Annotated in this window: 15 protein-coding genes and 1 tRNA gene; 8 read left to right on the plus strand and 8 right to left on the minus strand. The window is 70.2% G+C overall.

Going from position 1 to position 16952, the window contains the following annotated elements; genetic code table 11:
- Position 1 precedes the first annotated feature (1 nt).
- The 5 genes from ACZ6RT_RS08010 to ACZ6RT_RS08030 form a co-directional block, all read right to left on the minus strand.
- Positions 2-1030, minus strand: a complete 1029-nt coding sequence (locus ACZ6RT_RS08010) for a UDP-glucuronic acid decarboxylase family protein (RefSeq protein WP_470152621.1) — start codon at positions 1028-1030, stop codon at positions 2-4.
- 751 nt (positions 1031-1781) lie between these two features.
- Complete coding sequence (locus ACZ6RT_RS08015; protein WP_470152622.1) at positions 1782-2693, minus strand: NUDIX hydrolase; 912 nt, start codon at positions 2691-2693, stop codon at positions 1782-1784.
- Positions 2686-4749 (minus strand): RNA degradosome polyphosphate kinase, encoded by a 2064-nt coding sequence (locus ACZ6RT_RS08020; protein WP_470152623.1) that lies wholly within the window; start codon positions 4747-4749, stop codon positions 2686-2688. Before ACZ6RT_RS08020 ends, ACZ6RT_RS08015 begins: the two co-directional genes overlap by 8 nt.
- Positions 4750-4811: 62 nt before the next feature.
- On the minus strand, positions 4812-5900 hold the full coding sequence (locus ACZ6RT_RS08025) for a TetR family transcriptional regulator (RefSeq protein ID WP_470152624.1): 1089 nt from the start codon (positions 5898-5900) through the stop codon (positions 4812-4814).
- Positions 5901-6179: 279 nt separating this feature from the next.
- Positions 6180-7124 carry an acyl-CoA desaturase gene (locus ACZ6RT_RS08030; RefSeq protein ID WP_399188201.1) on the minus strand — a complete coding sequence of 315 codons (945 nt, stop codon included), beginning with the start codon at positions 7122-7124 and terminating at the stop codon, positions 6180-6182.
- Positions 7125-7446: 322 nt separating this feature from the next.
- Between ACZ6RT_RS08030 and ACZ6RT_RS08035 the strand changes: the two genes are divergently transcribed.
- The 5 genes from ACZ6RT_RS08035 (at position 7447) to pth (ending at position 11845) form a co-directional block, all read left to right on the plus strand.
- A tRNA-Gln gene (locus tag ACZ6RT_RS08035) sits at positions 7447-7521 on the plus strand.
- Between the two features lie 163 nt (positions 7522-7684).
- Positions 7685-9139: a bifunctional UDP-N-acetylglucosamine diphosphorylase/glucosamine-1-phosphate N-acetyltransferase GlmU gene (gene glmU / locus ACZ6RT_RS08040; protein ID WP_470152625.1), complete on the plus strand. Its 1455-nt coding sequence runs from the start codon at positions 7685-7687 to the stop codon at positions 9137-9139.
- A gap of 75 nt (positions 9140-9214) precedes the next feature.
- Positions 9215-10192, plus strand: coding sequence for a ribose-phosphate diphosphokinase (locus ACZ6RT_RS08045; RefSeq protein ID WP_399188198.1), 978 nt, complete (start codon positions 9215-9217; stop codon positions 10190-10192).
- Positions 10193-10561: 369 nt separating this feature from the next.
- On the plus strand, positions 10562-11176 hold the full coding sequence (locus tag ACZ6RT_RS08050) for a 50S ribosomal protein L25/general stress protein Ctc (protein ID WP_470152626.1): 615 nt from the start codon (positions 10562-10564) through the stop codon (positions 11174-11176).
- Positions 11177-11248: 72 nt separating this feature from the next.
- On the plus strand, positions 11249-11845 hold the full coding sequence (pth, locus tag ACZ6RT_RS08055) for an aminoacyl-tRNA hydrolase (RefSeq protein WP_399188193.1): 597 nt from the start codon (positions 11249-11251) through the stop codon (positions 11843-11845).
- Between the two features lie 196 nt (positions 11846-12041).
- Here pth and ACZ6RT_RS08060 read toward each other — a convergent pair whose 3' ends face one another.
- From ACZ6RT_RS08060 to ACZ6RT_RS08070, 3 genes are all read right to left on the minus strand, one after another.
- Positions 12042-12533: a hypothetical protein gene (locus tag ACZ6RT_RS08060; protein WP_470152627.1), complete on the minus strand. Its 492-nt coding sequence runs from the start codon at positions 12531-12533 to the stop codon at positions 12042-12044.
- A gap of 128 nt (positions 12534-12661) precedes the next feature.
- Entirely contained in the window at positions 12662-13108 is a 447-nt protein-coding gene (locus ACZ6RT_RS08065; protein ID WP_399188189.1) for a MarR family winged helix-turn-helix transcriptional regulator, read from the minus strand.
- Complete coding sequence (locus ACZ6RT_RS08070) at positions 13105-13620, minus strand: exonuclease (protein WP_470152628.1); 516 nt, start codon at positions 13618-13620, stop codon at positions 13105-13107. Before ACZ6RT_RS08070 ends, ACZ6RT_RS08065 begins: the two co-directional genes overlap by 4 nt.
- Positions 13621-13719: 99 nt before the next feature.
- On the opposite strand from ACZ6RT_RS08070, the gene ACZ6RT_RS08075 reads away from it, so the two are divergent.
- Genes ACZ6RT_RS08075 through cysD form a run of 3 tightly spaced genes read left to right on the plus strand, consistent with a single transcriptional unit; the run spans position 13720 to position 16917 of the window.
- Positions 13720-15216, plus strand: coding sequence for a sugar transferase (locus ACZ6RT_RS08075; protein WP_470152629.1), 1497 nt, complete (start codon positions 13720-13722; stop codon positions 15214-15216).
- Positions 15216-15983 (plus strand): 3'(2'),5'-bisphosphate nucleotidase CysQ, encoded by a 768-nt coding sequence (locus tag ACZ6RT_RS08080; RefSeq protein WP_399188184.1) that lies wholly within the window; start codon positions 15216-15218, stop codon positions 15981-15983. Before ACZ6RT_RS08075 ends, ACZ6RT_RS08080 begins: the two co-directional genes overlap by 1 nt.
- Before the next feature lie 19 nt (positions 15984-16002).
- The gene (gene cysD, locus ACZ6RT_RS08085; RefSeq protein ID WP_399188182.1) at positions 16003-16917 is read left to right on the plus strand and encodes a sulfate adenylyltransferase subunit CysD; all 915 of its coding nucleotides are present in this window, start codon (positions 16003-16005) and stop codon (positions 16915-16917) included.
- Positions 16918-16952 lie beyond the last annotated feature (35 nt).

The raw sequence follows: 16952 nt of genomic DNA on the forward strand, positions 1-16952 counted from the left end.
CCTACTGGGCCGCGGGGACCGGGGCCGCCAGCGGCCCGGTGCCCGGCCGCCCGGGTGCCGTCCCGCCGGCGGACGCCTCGTCGTCCCACAGGCCCGGATGGGCGCGGAACCATTCCACGGTCCGTTCCAGGCCCTCCTCGATGGGGACGCGGGGGGTCCAGCCCAGCCGGGTGCGGGCCAGCGTGATGTCGGGGCACCGCACCGAGGGGTCGTCCTGCGGACGCGGGACGAAGGCGATCTCGGAGGACGAGCCGGTGAGCCGTTTGATCCACTCGGCGAGGTCCAGCATCGAGATCTCGTGCGGGTTGCCGAGGTTGATCGGCCCTTCGAGGTTGGAGTTGAGCATGCGGACGATCCCGTCGATCAGGTCGTCCACGTAACAGATCGACCTGGTCTGGCTGCCGTCCCCGGAGACGGTGACGGGCTCGCCGCGGAGCGCCTGCCGGATGAAGGTGGGGATGGCCCTGCCGTCGAAGGGACGCATCCGCGGGCCGAACGTGTTGAAGATCCGCACGATCGCCGTGTCGACGTCACCGGCACGCCGGTAGGCCATCGTCATCGCCTCCGCGAAGCGTTTCGCCTCGTCGTACACTCCCCGCGGCCCGATCGGGTTGACGTTGCCCCAGTAGCCCTCGGGCTGCGGGTGGACCAGCGGGTCGCCGTAGGCCTCGGAGGTCGAGGCGAGCAGGAACCGCGCCCCCTTCTCCTTGGCGAGCTCCAGCGCGTTGAACGTCCCGCTGGAACCGACGCGCAGCGTGTCGATCGGCAGCCGCAGGTAGTCGGTGGGAGAGGCCGGGGAGGCGAGATGAAGAATCGCGTCCAGTTCTTCGGGAACTCTGAGATGCAGGGACACGTCGGCGCGGAGCATCCGGAACCCCGTACGGGGCATGAGGTGCTCGACGTTGGTCATCGATCCCGTGGAGAAGTTGTCCACGCAGGTGACGTGGTATCCCTCCCCCAGGAGGCGTTCACACAGATGGGAGCCGAGGAATCCGGCGCCACCCGTGATGGCGATGTGGGGATGGTTCATGTGCCCTTCCCGGAAGATAAGAGCGTGGCGCTCGCGGGGGCGAGCCCGAAAATCTTCGAGGAGGCCGTACGGCCTACGTGGCGGGTCTCAGTGAACTGTCGGGATTTTTGCGCATGCAGAAATCGAACGGTGAATCTTGACTCCCGGGTCAGTCGAGAAGACCGCACTGTCGGCTGTTCCGTGACGCGGTCCCGCAGGTGAGAAGCATTTTTTCACGTGAAAGTATCTTTTTATCGAAAGTCCCCGGACTCCGATATTTCGGGAGCGTATAGATTGCCGGTCATTCAATCAAGTAGGACATATGCCCACATAGTGCCACAAACTGCCTATTCATTGGTTAAAGCGGTCAACCGGTATGGACCTAAAACATCGGCGTCCGGATGGGCGCGACGGAGGGGTGTCGCCGTTCCCGCCGCTCACGACGGGTATTCGCGGCGCCGGTGAATATGGCCGTGCACGTTCCAAAGCGCCTGCTCCTGTCCGGCCCGGAACGCGCGGACGAATGTTGCCGTTGATTCGGTCTGGTCTTACCGAAGTATTCGGCGATCCGTTTTCGGGGTCAGGTGACGGTGCCGGATCATCGGGCGGCGAGACGGACGAGAGGCGGGTTCCGGGCCGCGCGGCCCGGAACCCGCCTCTCGCACACGTGCCCGCAGGGGCGCCCTGCCCCCGAGGCAGGCCCGTGTCCTCTGAGGCGGCCGGTGCCCCGGGAAGGCCCGGGGGCGTCCGACGGCTCCAGGGGACGCGCGTGTCAGACGGGGTAGTCGTCCGCGGCCACGACGACGCCCCCGGTGTGGTGCAGCACCATGAACGCGCCCTTGCGCAGCTTCCCGTCGCCCAGCCGGCCGGGCCGGTCGCCGGTGCCGCCGCCGGCCAGGCCGTCGATCCCGGAGATCAGCTCCGGCAGGACCTTGCCGTGGCTGCACAGCGCCACGGACCGGTCCGAGGCCAGGGCCTCGGTGACCAGGCGCAGGCAGGCGTCGGGGTCGTAGCGGCTCTCCGACAGGGCCGGTTCCAGCCGCACCGGCAGGCCGGACCGTTCGGCGTACGGCTGCAGCGTCCGCACGCACCGCTCGCTGGGGGAGCTGACCAGTTCCGCCGGGCCGAAGGCGCCCAGCAGGCCCGCCAGCGTCTCGGCCTGCCTGCGGCCGTTCTTGTCCAGCGGCCGCTCGTCGTCGTCGCCCTTCCACTCCTTGCGGCTGCCGGCCAGGGCGTGCCGGACCAGGACGAGCGGGGTGGTCGCCGGGGAGACCGTGCCGAACGCGCGCAGCAGCACGGCGTCCGCCTCGTAGCTCAGGCGCCGCTCGGCCTCCCGCACCGGTAGCCAGGCCACCTCGTCGACCTCGTCACCGGGGGTGAACGGCCCCTCGGCGACCATCCTGGCCACCCAGTGCTCGACCCGCTTGGGCCGCCCGCGGTGGGTGTAGCGGGTCGGCGGCAGCGACCGGCCCAGCTCCACGGTCAGGCCGGTCTCCTCGGCCACCTCGCGCAGCGCCCCGGCGACGGCGTGCTCGCCGCGCTTGAGCTTCCCCTTGGGGAACGACCAGTCGTCGTACGCGGGCCGGTGGACGAGGGCGACCTCGGGGGCGTCCGGGGAACCGCGCCACACGAGCGCTCCGGCCGCGCGGATCAGGTCGTCCGGCTCGCGGCCGTCGTCAGTCATCGATCGTCCTCCACCTGCGCGTGCCGATCAGATAGGTCTGCAGGTCGTCACCGGGGTGCCGGGTCCAGGTCCCGTCCGGGTTGAGCCACCAGGTGGCGGTCTCGTCGGCCATGGCCCGGTCCAGCAGGTCGCTGAGGTAGTTCCGCTGCTGCTGGCTGGAGACCTTGACCAGCGCCTCCACGCGCCGTTCGATGTTACGGCGCATCATGTCGCCGCTGCCGATCCAGATCTCCGGGCGGCGCCCGTGTCCGAACTCGTAGATCCGCGAGTGTTCCAGGAAGCGGCCCAGCACGCTCCTGACCCGGATGTTCTCCGACATGCCCGGGACGCCCGGCCGGAGCGTGCACACCCCCCGCACCCACAGGTCGACCGGCACGCCGGCGTTCGAGGCCCGGTAGAGGGCGTCGATGATCGGCTCGTCGACCAGGGAGTTCGTCTTCATCCTGATGCTGGCCGGGCGGCTGGCCTCGTGGTGGGAGATCTCCCGCTCGATCCTGGCCAGCAGCCCGCCGCGCAGCGAGTGCGGGGCGACCAGCAGCCGCCGGTAGGCGGAGTGGTTGGAGTAGCCGGTCAGGTGGATGAACAGGTCCGTGACGTCCTCGCCGACCAGCCGGTCGGCGGTGAGCAGGCCCAGGTCCTCGTACAGCCTGGCGGTCTTGGGGTTGTAGTTCCCCGTGCCGATGTGGCAGTAGCTGCGCAGCTCGCCCGAGGACTCCTGCCGTACGACCAGGGCCAGCTTGCAGTGGGTCTTCAGCCCCACGACGCCGTAGACCACGTGGCACCCGGCCCGCTCCAGCTTGCGCGCCCAGGTGATGTTGGCGTGCTCGTCGAACCTGGCCTTGATCTCCACGACCACCACGACCTGCTTGCCCGCCTCGGCCGCGTCGATCAGCGCGTCCACGATCGGCGAGTCACCGCTGGTGCGGTAGAGCGTCTGCTTGATGGCCAGCACGGCCGGGTCTGCGGCGGCCTGCTCGATGAAGCGCTGCACGCTGGTGGAGAACGAGTCGTAGGGGTGGTGCAGCAGCACGTCCCGCTCGCGCAGCACCGCGAAGATGTCGTCCTCGACGTGCACGACCTCGGCCGGGACGAAAGGGCGGAAGCTCAGCTCGCCCCGGTCCAGGTCGGCGATCGCGTGCAGCCCGGTCAGGTCCAGCGGCCCGGGCAGCCGGTAGATCTCGTGGTCGGCCACGCCCAGCTCGTCCACCAGCAGTTCCAGCACCTCGGGCGTGATGGTCTCCTCCACCTCCAGCCGGACCGGCGGGCCGAAGCGGCGCTTGAGCAGCTCGCGCTCCAGCGCCTGCATGAGGTTCTCGGTGACGTCCTCGTCGACGTCGAGGTCCTCGTTCCGGGTCACCCGGAAGACGTGGTGCTCGACGACCTCCATGCCCTTGAACAGCTGCCCCAGGTGGGCGGCGATCACGTCCTCCAGCGGGACGAACCGGTTCGTGGACGCGGTGACGAAGCGGGGGAGCTGGCTGGGCACCTTGACCCGGGCGAAGACCGTGTTGCCGGTCGTCGGGTTGCGCACGGTGACGGCCAGGTTCAGCGACAGGCCCGAGATGTAGGGGAAGGGGTGGGCGGGGTCGACGGCCAGCGGCGTCAGCACCGGCCTGATCCGCTCCCGGAACAGCTTGCGCATCTCGGTGCGCTCGTCGCGGCCCAGGTCGTCCCAGCGCACGATCTCGATGCCCACCGCGCTCAGCTGCGGGCAGATCCGCTCGTAGAAGCAGGCCGACTGCCGCTGGGCGAGATCGTTGGCGATCGCCGCGATCCTGGCCAGCTCCTCGCGGGGCTTCAGCCCGCTCTTGGTACGCAGCAGCAGGCCGGTGGCCATCCGCCGTTTCAGCCCGGCCACCCGTACCCGGAAGAACTCGTCCAGGTTGCTGGCGAAGATGGCCAGGAACCGCACCCGTTCCAGGAGGGGCAGGGACGGATCCTCGGCCATCTCCAGAACGCGCTGGTTGAACTGGAGCCAGCTCTCCTCCCGGTTCAGGAAGCGGTCCTGCGCCAGGGGGAGCCCGTCAGGGGTGGGTTGGGTGGGTTCAGCGGACATATGACCAGAATGCCCGCTTTGGTTGAACGGAACGTTAATTTCGTCTCAACGGGCGCTGTTGCTTACCCGCTCGTCTCGATCTTTGCCCGTTCTTGGGAAAAGACGTCGGCCCCCTTGACCTCGCCGCGCCCGGCCGCCCTGGCCTCCTTCAGGCGCGCCCTCTCCTGCTCCTTGAGCTCACGCTCCCACGCCTTCTCCTGCTCGCGCAGGTCGCGCAGGCGGATCTTCTCCTGCTCGCGGGCGGCCTTCTCGGCCTCGCGCCGCTCGCGTTCACGGGCCTTCTCCTGCTCGCGCAGGTCGCGTAGCCGGGCCTTCTCCTGCTCGCGGGCGGCCTTCTCGGCCTCGCGCCGCTCACGCTCGCGGGCCTTCTCCTGCTCCCTGGACTCCCGCTCGCGGGCCTTGGCCAGCTCGCGGAGCTCCTTGTCCGTACGGGCCGGCACCTGGGACGCGGGACGCGCACGCGGCTGGGACGCGGGCGGCTCCCCGGCGCGCTGCGGCGCCGGGACCGGCCGCTGTTCCAGGTCGCGCGAGGTCGAGGTCAGCCGGGGGGCCGCGGCCAGGCCGGTCAGGCCGTTCCACGCCAGGTTCACCAGGTGCGCGGCGACCTCCTGGCGCGGAGGGGTCCGCACGTCCAGCCACCACTGGCCGGTCAGCGCCACCATGCCCACCAGCATCTGGGCGTACATCGGGGCCAGGGTGGGCTCGTACCCCCGCTCGGCGAACTCGTCGACCATGACGTCCTCGACCTGGCTGGCGATGTCGTTGATCAGGCTGGCGAAGGTGCCGGTCCCGGAGGCGGCGTGCGAGTCGCGCACCAGGATGCGGAACCCCTCGCTGTTCTCCTCCACATAGGCCAGCAGGGCCAGGGCCGCCCGTTCCAGCTTGATCAGCGAGTGCGAGGCCGACAGGGCCTCGGTCACCATGCCGAGCAGCTTCTGCATCTCCCGGTCGACGACGACCGCGTACACGCCCTCCTTGCCGCCGAAGTGCTCGTAGACCACCGGTTTGGAGACGTTGGCGGTCGCCGCGATCTCCTCCACCGAGGTGCCGTCGAACCCCTTCTCCGCGAAGAGGGTCCTGCTGATCTGAATCAGCTGTTCCCGGCGTTCCTTACCTGACATGCGCCGACGGGGTTCACTCACGGTTCTCATAATGGACCTGTTCATGGCGACGCTGCGCGTCGCGGTGAGTTGTGTTCACGGCGACGCTGCGCGTCGCGGTGAGTTGTGTTCACGGCGACGCTGCGCGTCGCTGTGAGTCCGCTCTGATCCGGCTCCTTCCCTCGTCGAGGGGGATCGCTCGTTCCTCACGATTCCCCTCTCCTCGGTCCAGTCGCCGGCGCGGCCTCACGGGAGTCCCTCGGGAAAAGAGATCGGGGCGTTCGGAAGACCGGTGGACGGTCTGGTCCCAGGGGCCCGGTCCGTGTCCGGTCAGGTGGTGGCGATGCGCTTGGCGGCGAGGCGCTCGGGAGTGGGCCAGCGGACGTCGTAGGCCCAGCCGGCCTTCTCGAACATGCGGATGACGCCGGCGCTGAGGTCGATCTGCCCCTTCAGGGCGCCGTGCCGGGCGCAGGTGGGGTCGGAGTGGTGAAGGTTGTGCCAGGACTCGCCGAAGGACGGGATGGCCAGCCACCACACGTTGCGCGACTTGTCGCGGGACTCGAAGACCTCCTCGCCGAAGACGTGGCAGATCGAGTTGATCGACCAGGTCACGTGGTGCAGCAGGCCGATCCGGACCAGCGTGCCCCAGAAGAAGCCGGTCGCCATGCCCCACCACGACCAGGTCAGCAGGCCGCCCAGCAGGGCGGGCGCGACGATCGTGGTGATCGCCAGCACCGGGAAGAGCTTGTGCAGCCGGACGATGTCCGGGTCCTTGACCAGGTCGGGGGCGTACTTCTGGCGGTTGGCGCGGTCGGTCTCGAACAGCCAGCCCATGTGCGCCCACAGCAGGCCCTTGGACACGGCCACGAAGCCGGTGCCGAAGCGCCACGGCGAGTGCGGGTCGCCGTCCTTGTCGGAGAACTTGTGGTGCTTGCGGTGGGTGGCCACCCAGTCGAGCACCGACATCTCCATCGCGAGGCTGCCCGCGATGCCCAGCGCGATCTTCAGAGGGCGCTTGGCCTTGAACGAGCCGTGCGTGAAGTGGCGGTGCAGGCCGACGGTGACGCCCAGCCCGGTGACCACGTAGAAGACGCCCGCGATCAAGACGTCGGACCAGCCCAGACCCCAGCCCCAGGCGAACGGGATCGCCACCAGCAGGGCGACCAGCGGGGCGCCGACGACCACGCCGAAGGTGATGATCTCGGGCAGGGTCTTCCGCTCGGGGTCGACGTCGGATTTGGGTCCTGGAGCAGGACGTTCTTCGATGACGGTCATGCGCTACCTCGCGGTGACTCGGAAAGAACAAACTCATGTGGCTACGCCACCGTAACCTACGCAATCGTAAGTTAGGAATGCATGAGCGCCGAAAGTATGAAAGACGGCTCCCCGGCCTGATGTCATGCCTGATGCCATGTCGGGTTCACCCTGTCTCCTACCCGCCCTCGACCTGCTAAACGACAGCACGTCCGCCGACGGGCGTTCGGGCCGGTCCCGATCGCCGGGGGACGGGCGTGCGAACAGGGGCGCGTACGGCGCGGAAGGCTCTGTATCGTAGGGGGGCCGGGTGTGCGGGCCCTGTCCCCGATCGCCTGGTCGGTCCGGCATTGGGTAATTGGCAGCCCGCAAGGTTTTGGTCCTTGTTGTCCAGGTTCGAGTCCTGGTGCCGGAGCCATCCCTCCTGTCTGGTTTATTGATCAGCCTGGTCGGCTGGGTGGGTCCCAGGGGGGAGAGGTATCCTCACGTTGTCGAGCAGGTGACGGCGCCGTGCCCCGGGGATGGCCATCCGTCATCGCGCTTCGCCATGTCTCAGCCGCGACGCCGAGGGAGCCTCGTCCGTGAGTGTGCCGCGCCCGGCAGCCGTCATCGTCCTCGCCGCCGGTGAGGGCACCCGGATGAAGTCGAGAACACCGAAAATTCTTCATGAGCTGTGCGGCCGCAGTCTGGTCGACCACATGCTCGCCGCCGCCAGGGGGCTCGAACCCGAACGGCTCATCGTCGTCATCGGTCACGAACGGGAACGGGTCCGGGCACACCTGGCCGGCACCGGCCCCGACGTGCAGACCGTCGTCCAGGCCGAGCAGAAGGGCACCGGCCACGCGGTCCGGACCGTCCTGGAGACCGTGGGCACCATCGGCGGCACCGTCCTGGTGACCTACGGTGACACGCCGCTCCTGCGGACCGAGACCCTGGCGGCCCTGCTGGACCGGCACGGCGAGGACGGCAACGCCGTCACCGTGCTGACCGCCGAGGTCCCCGACCCGTACGGGTACGGCCGGATCGTCCGCGACGCCTCCGGGGCGGTCCTGAAGATCGTCGAGGAGAAGGACGCCGACGCGCGGGAGCGGGCGATCCGGGAGATGAACTCCGGCGTCTACGCCTTCGACGGCACCCTGCTGGCCGACGCCGTCAAGCGGGTCTCCGCCTCCAACGCCCAGGGCGAGGAGTACCTCACCGACGTCCTCGCCATCCTCCGCGAGGACGGGCACCGGGTCGGCGCGCACATCGCGGCCGACTACGTGGAGGTGGAGGGCGTCAACGACCGCGTGCAGCTCGCCTTCGCCCGCAAGGTGCTCAACACGCGCCTGCTGGAGGCGCACATGCGGGCCGGGGTGACCGTGATCGATCCCGCCACCACCTGGGTCGACGTGGACGTCGTCCTCGAACCCGACGTGGTGCTCCATCCCGGCACCCAGCTGCACGGCCGTACCCGGATCGCCGAGGGCGCCGAGGTCGGCCCCGCCACCACGCTCACCGACACGATCGTCGGCGAGGGGGCGCTGGTCCGCAACGCCGTCTGCGTCGAGGCGGAGATCGGCCCCGAGGCCCTGGTCGGGCCGTACGCCTACCTGCGGCCGGGCACCGTGCTGGCCCGCAAGGCCAAGGCCGGCACGTACGTGGAGATGAAGAACGCCCGGGTGGGCGAGGGCGCCAAGGTCCCGCACCTGAGCTACGTGGGCGACGCCACCATCGGCGACGGAGCCAACATCGGCGCCTCGGCGATCTTCGTCAACTACGACGGGGTCGACAAGCACCACACGACGGTGGGCGAGCACGCCTTCGTCGGGTGCGACACCATGCTCGTCGCGCCGGTGACCATCGGCGACGGCGCCTACACGGCCGCGGGCTCGGTGATCGACGCCGACGTCCCCCCCGGGGCCATCGGTGTGGCCCGCGGACGGCAGCGCAACATCGAAGGGTGGGTCGTGCGCAAGCGCGCGGGCACCAGATCGGCCAAGGCGGCGCTGGGCGCCGCCGAGACCGGGAAACAGCAGGGGAGCCAGAGTGAGTGAGCGAAGCGAGCGGCCCGGTGGGTACGGCGGCGGCATCGCGCGGACATCGGCGTGCCGTCAGGCGAGGAGGACGGCATGAGCGGTATCAAGCAGACCGGTGAGAAGAACCTGATGTTCTTCTCCGGTCGCTCGCACCCGGAACTGGCGGACGAGATCTCCAGTCACCTGGGGGTGGGCGCGACGCCGACCACGCTGCGCGACTTCGCCAACGGCGAGATCTACGCCCGCTACCAGGAGTCCGTCCGCGGCTGCGACGCGTTCGTCATGCAGAGCCACACCTGGCCGATCAACCAGTGGATCATGGAACAGCTGATCATGGTGGACGCCCTCAAGCGCGCGTCCGCCAAGCGGATCACCGTGATCATGCCGTTCTACGGCTACGCCCGCCAGGACAAGAAGAGCAAGGGACGCGAGCCCATCACCGCCCGGCTCATGGCGGACATGTTCAAGACCGCGGGCGCCGACCGGCTGATGTCGATCGACCTGCACACCTCCCAGATCCAGGGCTTCTTCGACGGCCCGGTGGACCACCTGTTCGCCATGCCCGTCCTGGTGAACTACCTCAAGGACAAGCTGGACCTGGAGAACACCACGGTCGTCTCGCCCGACACCGGCCGGGTGCGGCTCTCGGAGCGCTGGGCCGACACCCTCGGCACCCCGCTGGCCTTCATCCACAAGCGCCGCGACCTCGACGTGGCCAACCAGGTGAAGGTGAACGAGGTCGTCGGCCGGGTGCGGGGCCGTACCTGCGTGCTGATCGACGACATGATCGACACCGCGGGCACGATCTGCAAGGCCGCCGGCGCGCTCTACGAGCAGGGCGCCACCAACGTGGTCGTGGCCGCCACCCACGCGGTCTTCTCCGACCCCGCGGTCGACCGGCTGAAGAACTCGCAGATCTCCGAGGTCATCGTCACCAACACGGTGCCGCTCCCCGAGGACAAGCGGTTCGACAAGCTCACGGTCCTGTCGATAGCCCCCCTCATCGCCCGCGCGATCACCGAGGTCTTCAACGACGGCTCCGTCACCAGCCTCTTCGAAGGCGACAGCTGACCCCACACCCGATCGATCCTCACCACCGCCCGGGAGCGCCCAGCCTTTGTTCCCGGGCGCCCTCATGCTCTGCGTCGGTTACCCCCGCCCGATCAAGCCCCCCAGGGACCCCAGTGAGACCGCGCCGGCGACTGGACCGAGGAGAGGAGGATCGCGAGGAACGAGCGATCCTCCTCGACGAGGGAAGGAGCCGGATCAGAGCGGTCTCACCGCGACGCGCAGCGTCGCCATGAGCACATCTCACCGCGACGCGCAGCGTCGCCATGACACTGTATGGTTGAGGGATTGTGTGCGCTCGTAACGCCTTCCGCTAGGGCGGGTGAGGGGGAGCGCACCTTTTCCGCTCCCGAGATCCCTAGGAGATCAGCCGTGTCCGAAGTGGTAATCACCACCGAGCTCCGTGACAAGTTCGGAAAAGGCGCCGCGCGCAAGATCCGCCGCGAGAGCAAGGTACCCGTCGTCCTGTACGGACATGGCACCGAGCCCCAGCACCTGTCGCTGCCCGGTCACGACCTGCTGCTCGCCCTGCGTACGCCGAACGTGCTGATCCGCCTCGAGGGCGCGGTCACCGAGCTCGCGCTCCCCAAGGGCGTCCAGCGTGACCCGATCAAGGGCTTCCTGGAGCACGTGGACCTCATCCTGGTCAGGCGTGGCGAGAAGGTCACCGTCGAGATCCCGGTCACCGTGGTGGGCGAGGTCGCCGACGGCATCCTCGACCAGCAGCTCGTCTCCATCTCCGTCGAGACCGAGGCCACGCACATCCCCGAGGGCGTCGAGGTCGACGTCGAGGGCCTGGAGATCGGCACGCAGATCACCGCCGCCGACCTGAAGCTGCCCGAGGGCACCACCCTGGCCGCCGACCCCGAGGCGCTGGTCCTGATCGTGGCCCCGACCCCGGTCGCCGAGCCCGAGCCCGACGCCGACACCGCCACCTCCGAGGCCGCCCCGGCCGCCACGGGCGACGACAACGAGAACGCCGAGTAGCCTTCTCTGCCGGACCTGTCAGGGCGGCTCGCGTGCGAGCCGCCCTGACGCGCGCATGAAAGGGATCACATCGTGGACCGCTGGTTGGTCGTGGGTTTGGGAAACCCCGGGCCTGAGTACGCCGGGAACCGGCACAACGCGGGGTTCATGGTGCTCGACGAGCTCGCCGCGCGGGCCGGCGGGCGGTTCAAGGCGCACAGGTCGCGCGCGGAGGTGCTGGAGGGCCGTCTGGCGGGAGCTCCCGCCGTGCTGGCCAAGCCGCTCTCCTTCATGAACCTCTCCGGAGGGCCGACCAAGGCCCTGGCCGACTTCTACAAGGTGGAACCGGCCCGCGTGATCGCGGTCCACGACGAGCTGGACGTCCCGTACGGAGCGCTGAGGGCCAAGCTGGGCGGTGGCGACAACGGCCACAACGGGCTGAAGTCGATCACCAAGTCCCTGGCGACCAAGGACTACCTCCGGGTGCGGTTCGGCATCGGCCGTCCGCCGGGCCGGATGGACGCCGCCTCCTACGTCCTGCGTGACTTCGCCACCGCCGAGCGCAAGGACCTGGGGTTCCTGGTCGACCGGGCCGCCGACATGGTGGAGTCGCTGATCAAGGCCGGCCTGGAGCCGACCCAGAACGCCTTCCACGGCATCGACCTGAACGTCTCCGGCCCGCCCCGCTAGCGATAGACATGCTCATGGCGACGCTGGCGCGTCGCGGTGAGTCCGCTCGGATCCGGCTCCTTCCCTCGTCGGGCGTGGTCGCTCGTTCCTCACGACCACGCCCTCCTCGGTCCAGTCGCCGGCGCGGACTCACCTGGCGCGGACTCACGGGGTGCCTCCGGCCTGGTCCCATGAGGCCACCGGCCGGGAGTAGTGCTCAGGGGTAGGCGCCCGGGCGGACGATCATGATGACCACGACGATCGCCCACAGCAGGTTGTAGATCCCGGCGAGCATGCTCAGGGTCCGCAGCCGTCCGCCGTCGTCGGGGTCGGCGAGGGCGTCGCGCTGACGCGGATAGATCTGCAGGGCGAGCAGCCCGCCCGCCCCGGCGGTGAGGATCATGGAGACGTTGACCCAGATCTCGCCCATCCGGCCCTGGACGAGGGCCAGGGCGATCCCCACGACGGGCACCACGACGCCGAAGACGCCGTACACGCGGGTGATGCGGTGCAGCGCGACGGCCACGGCCCGGCTGCGCTCCTCCTGGGGCTCCGGCCGCGGGCCCGCGGGCGCGCCCACGGCGGCCGGGTTCACCACGACGCCCGCGGCCACCGGGGCGTAGCGGGGGAACAGGCTCGCCGCGACGGCCGAACCCCCGACGAACACGATGCCGGCCAGTACATGGATCGACAGCAGCAGACCTTCCACGGGCTCTCCTCCTCTACCTTCAGTCAGGCTGAAGCCTAGCAGTGCTTTCAGTCGGCCTGAAGGTCGGGAGGGAACGGTGACGGAGGCCGGGGACGCCGTCGTCGCCCGGCCGGCTCCCGCGGCGCTGCTCAGGGCGGGAAGGGACCTTCGAAGGCGGCGCGTACGGTGTCGGCGATCCGCCGCTGGATCGGGTCGGCGTCCGGGCCGAACAGCCGCTCGTCGACCTCGGACACGGCCCCCATCGCCGCCCGCATCAGGCGCGTGCCCTCGGGGGTGAGCTCGATCGCCGAGGCGGACCCGGCGCGGGCGGTGGTGTCGCGGACGAACCCGGCGGCGGACAGCGCCTTCACCGCGGTGTGGACGCTCTGGACGGTGATCCCGGACATCCGCGCCAGGTCGCTGAACGACGCCCCGGGGACCGCGGAGACGTGGCCGAGCAGACCGAGCCTGCTGACCGTCAGCCCGAGCGGAGCCAGGGCGGCGCCCAGCTCGGACTCGATCCGGTGCGCCAGGGTGAGCAGCACGATGGAGGGGCTGGTCACCGGCGGCCCCGAAGGGCCTTTCCCGACCGTCACCCGTCCTCCCTCGTGAAGGCCATCAGGTTCTGCAGGAGCTCGGCCTGCTCGACCGCGTCGTCCAGGGCGTTGTGGGTGTGCGGGCGGCCGGAGTGCAGGTGGGCGGGCATCTGGCGCTTGATGGCCCAGCCGATCGGCACGCCCGCCTTGGCCGCGTACAGCGTCTTGAGGTCGATGCAGCGCGAGTGCCCGAACGGCGAGGCGCCGGTGAAGCGCATGAAGTACCAGTACATCCACATCCAGTCGTAGGAGAGCGGGTAGGCCGCCAGCACCGGCGAGCCGTTCCCGCTCGCCTCGCGGATCCATCCCGCGGCCTCCCGCATCGCCTCGGCCGGGTCGCGGCCCTCGCGGACCAGCCTGTCCCGGTCCAGCCCGCTCACGGCGAGCGCCTCGGGGACGTGGTCGTCGCTGATCGGCCGCAGCTCCGCGTAGAAGGTGCGGCTCCGCGGGTCGACGGGCTCGAAGACCCTTCCGGTCATCCGCCCGGCCACCGCCATGCCGAAACTGATCATCGAGTACGGCCCCGGAATCGGGCCATCGGCCTCTATGTCCACAGAGATGTACGTTTCCGTCTTCAACCCTCGGGCCTTTCCAACCGCCGATAGCATTCCATGACTGTCTGTCCGCGAACGGTTACGCAGGGGGAGCGTGTGCGCGACGTGACCGCGATTCGTGCGGTGCCCGGGCCGGCCGCCGGCGGGGTGCCCGCCGTGCGCCGGCGCGAGCCGGGCTGGGTGCAGGGACACCGGGCGATGGCCGTCGTCGCCGACACCGCCTGCGCCGCACTGGCCGGGGCACTCGCGCTGATCCTCCGATTCGGCGAGGTTACCGCCTACGTCTTCCCGTACGTCGTGATGAGCACGGCCCTGCCCGCGGTCTGGGTCTGCGTGGTGGCGCTGAACCGCGCCTACGAGGCCCGTCTCGTCGGCCTGGGCTCGGAGGAGTTCCAGCGCATCCTGCAGTGCGGCTTCATGCTCACCGCCGCCCTCGCCGTCGGCGCCTACCTGACCAAGACCGAGGTGGCCCGCGGGTACGTGGTGCTGGCGCTGCCGCTGACCACGCTGCTCACCCTGCTGGCACGGTACGCGCTACGCCGCTGCCTGCACCGCAGGCGGGCACGGGGCGGCTGCATGCGGCGCGTCGTGGCGGCGGGCCACCGGGTGGCGGTCGCCGAGCTGGTCCGCCGGTTCCGCCGGGAGCGCTACCACGGCCTGGAGGTCGTCGGGGTGTGCGTCCCGTCCGGCGGGACGCGGCAGGTGGAGGGCGTGCCGGTGCTGGGCGACCTGTCCGACGTCGCGCTCGCGGCCGGGCGGGTCCGCGCCGACACCGTGGCCGTGCTCGCCTGCCCGGAGATGGACGGCACGGCGCTGCGCAGGCTGGCCTGGCGGCTTGAGGAGAGCGACACCGACCTGGTCGTCGCCCCCGCGCTGATGGAGGTGGCCGGGCCGCGGATCACCATCCGCCCCGCGGCCGGGCTGCCGCTGCTGCACGTGGACCACCCCGAGCTGTCCGGCCTGCGCCGGCTGCTCAAGAACCTGTTCGACCGGCTCGGCGCCGGGCTGCTGCTCGCGGTGCTGCTGCCGCTCCTGGTGGGCCTGGCGGTCGCGGTGCGCGCCTCGGGGCCCGGTCCCGTGCTCTTCCGGCAGCGCAGGGTGGGACGCGACGGCGCCGAGTTCACGATCTACAAGTTCCGGACGATGCGCGCCGACGCGGAGCATCGGAAGATCACCCTGTCCAGCGACGGCCCGGGCATGCTCTTCAAGATCCGGAACGACCCCAGGGTGACCCCGCTGGGCGCCCGGCTGCGCCGCCGCTCCCTGGACGAGCTGCCCCAGCTGATCAACGTCGTGCTGGGCGACATGTCCCTGGTGGGTCCCCGGCCGCCGCTGCCCGAGGAGGTCGCCCGGTACGGGGACGACGTCCGCCGCCGCCTGCTGGTCAAGCCGGGGATGACCGGCCTGTGGCAGGTGAGCGGCCGCTCGGACCTGTCGTGGGAGGAATCGGTACGGTTGGACCTGCGTTACGTGGAGAGCTGGTCCCTCATGCTGGACCTGCAGATCCTGTGGAAGACCTGGTCGGCTGTCGCGCGAGGAGCTGGAGCATACTGATGACCGTTCGCGACGATCACGCACTCGCCGCCGAGCTGGCGACCGAGGCGGGCGAGAGGCTGACCGCGCTGCGCGCCGAGCGCGGCTTCGCCGACCCCTCGGGGCTGCGCAAGGAGGGCGACACCGCCTCCCACCTGTTCCTGATGGAGGCCCTGTCCCGGCTGCGCCCGGACGACAGCGTGCTGTCGGAGGAGGCGACGAGCGAGGAGCGCCTCGACCCGCGCAGGCTCCGCGCCGAGCGGGTCTGGATCGTCGACCCGCTCGACGGCACCCGCGAGTTCGCCGAGGAGGGCCGCGAGGACTGGGCGGTCCACGTCGCGCTCTGGGAGCGCGGCACGCTGACGGCCGGGGCCGTGGCGCTGCCCGCCCAGGGCCGCACGCTCTCGACGCTCCAACCCCCGGTGCCGCCCGCCCCGCGGCCGGACGCCAGGCCGCGGATCGCGGTCAGCCGCACCCGGCCCCCGGAGTTCGTCCGCGCCCTCGCCGGGCTCGCCGGTGCCGACCTGGTGCCGATCGGGTCGGCCGGTGCCAAGATCTCCGCGGTGCTCACCGGGCAGGTCGAGGCGTACGTGCACGCCGGGGGCCAGTACGAGTGGGACTCGGCCGCGCCGGTCGCCGTGGCCCTCGCCTCGGGCGTCCACGCGAGCCGTGTCGACGGCTCGCCGCTGGTCTACAACCAGCCTGACCCGTCGCTGCCGGATATCCTGGTATCCCTACCGGGACTGGCGCCAACGTTGCTCGCCGGAATCCGGGATCTGCACCGCTAATCCCCGCTAGGAGAGACAGATGCTTCAGCGCGACTACACCACGTCGCAGCTCGACGTTCTCGAGGCAGAGGCCATCCACATCATGCGCGAGGTCGCGGCCGAGTTCGAGCGTCCCTGTCTGCTCTTCTCGGGGGGCAAGGACTCCATCGTCATGCTCCGCATCGCGGAGAAGGCGTTCTGGCCCGCACCCATCCCCTTCCCGCTGATGCACGTCGACACCGGCCACAACTTCACCGAGGTCATCGAGTTCCGCGACCGCCGCGCCGCCGAGCTGGGCGCGCGCCTGGTCGTCGCCAGCGTCCAGGACTCCATCGACGCCGGCCGCGTCGTCGAGGAGACCGGCCGCAGGGCCTCGCGCAACCGCCTGCAGACCACCACGCTGCTGGACGCGATCGAGGAGCACGAGTACGACGCGGTGTTCGGCGGCGCCCGCCGCGACGAGGAGAAGGCCCGCGCCAAGGAGCGGGTGTTCTCCTTCCGCGACGACTTCGGCCAGTGGGACCCGAAGAACCAGCGCCCCGAGCTGTGGAACCTCTACAACGCGAAGATCCGCAAGGGCGAGCACATCCGGGTCTTCCCGCTCTCCAACTGGACCGAGCTCGACATCTGGGACTACATCCGCCGCGAGGGCATCGAGATCCCGTCGATCTACTACGCCCACACCCGCAAGGTCTTCGAACGCGACGGCATGCTGCTGGCCGACAGCGAGTTCATCACCCGCGACGAGGACGAGCCGCTGGTGGAGATGACGGTCCGCTACCGTACCGTCGGCGACGTGACCTGCACCGGCGCGGTCCAGTCCGCCGCCGCGACGGTCGAGGAGATCATCGACGAGATCGCGGTCACCCGGATCACCGAGCGCGGCGCCACCCGCGCCGACGACCGCGCCTCCGAGGCCTCCATGGAGGACCGCAAGCGAGAGGGCTACTTCTGATGCCCTCGCGCACGCGGCGAGGCCCCTCCGGGGCG

It is taken from the genome of Streptosporangium sp. NPDC050148, assembly GCF_055586505.1.

What these genes read in the sequence shown, in the direction of transcription:
- ACZ6RT_RS08080 (WP_399188184.1), top strand. Translation starts at nt 15,216, where the DNA reads ATGACCGTTCGCGACGATCACGCACTCGCCGCCGAGCTGGCGACCGAG.
- ACZ6RT_RS08075 (WP_470152629.1), top strand. Translation starts at nt 13,720, where the DNA reads ATGACTGTCTGTCCGCGAACGGTTACGCAGGGGGAGCGTGTGCGCGAC.
- ACZ6RT_RS08030 (WP_399188201.1), bottom strand. Translation starts at nt 7,124, where the DNA reads ATGACCGTCATCGAAGAACGTCCTGCTCCAGGACCCAAATCCGACGTC.
- ACZ6RT_RS08010 (WP_470152621.1), bottom strand. Translation starts at nt 1,030, where the DNA reads ATGAACCATCCCCACATCGCCATCACGGGTGGCGCCGGATTCCTCGGC.
- ACZ6RT_RS08045 (WP_399188198.1), top strand. Translation starts at nt 9,215, where the DNA reads ATGAGCGGTATCAAGCAGACCGGTGAGAAGAACCTGATGTTCTTCTCC.
- ACZ6RT_RS08015 (WP_470152622.1), bottom strand. Translation starts at nt 2,693, where the DNA reads ATGACTGACGACGGCCGCGAGCCGGACGACCTGATCCGCGCGGCCGGA.
- cysD (WP_399188182.1), top strand. Translation starts at nt 16,003, where the DNA reads ATGCTTCAGCGCGACTACACCACGTCGCAGCTCGACGTTCTCGAGGCA.
- ACZ6RT_RS08025 (WP_470152624.1), bottom strand. Translation starts at nt 5,900, where the DNA reads ATGAGAACCGTGAGTGAACCCCGTCGGCGCATGTCAGGTAAGGAACGC.
- ACZ6RT_RS08020 (WP_470152623.1), bottom strand. Translation starts at nt 4,749, where the DNA reads ATGTCCGCTGAACCCACCCAACCCACCCCTGACGGGCTCCCCCTGGCG.
- ACZ6RT_RS08070 (WP_470152628.1), bottom strand. Translation starts at nt 13,620, where the DNA reads ATGATCAGTTTCGGCATGGCGGTGGCCGGGCGGATGACCGGAAGGGTC.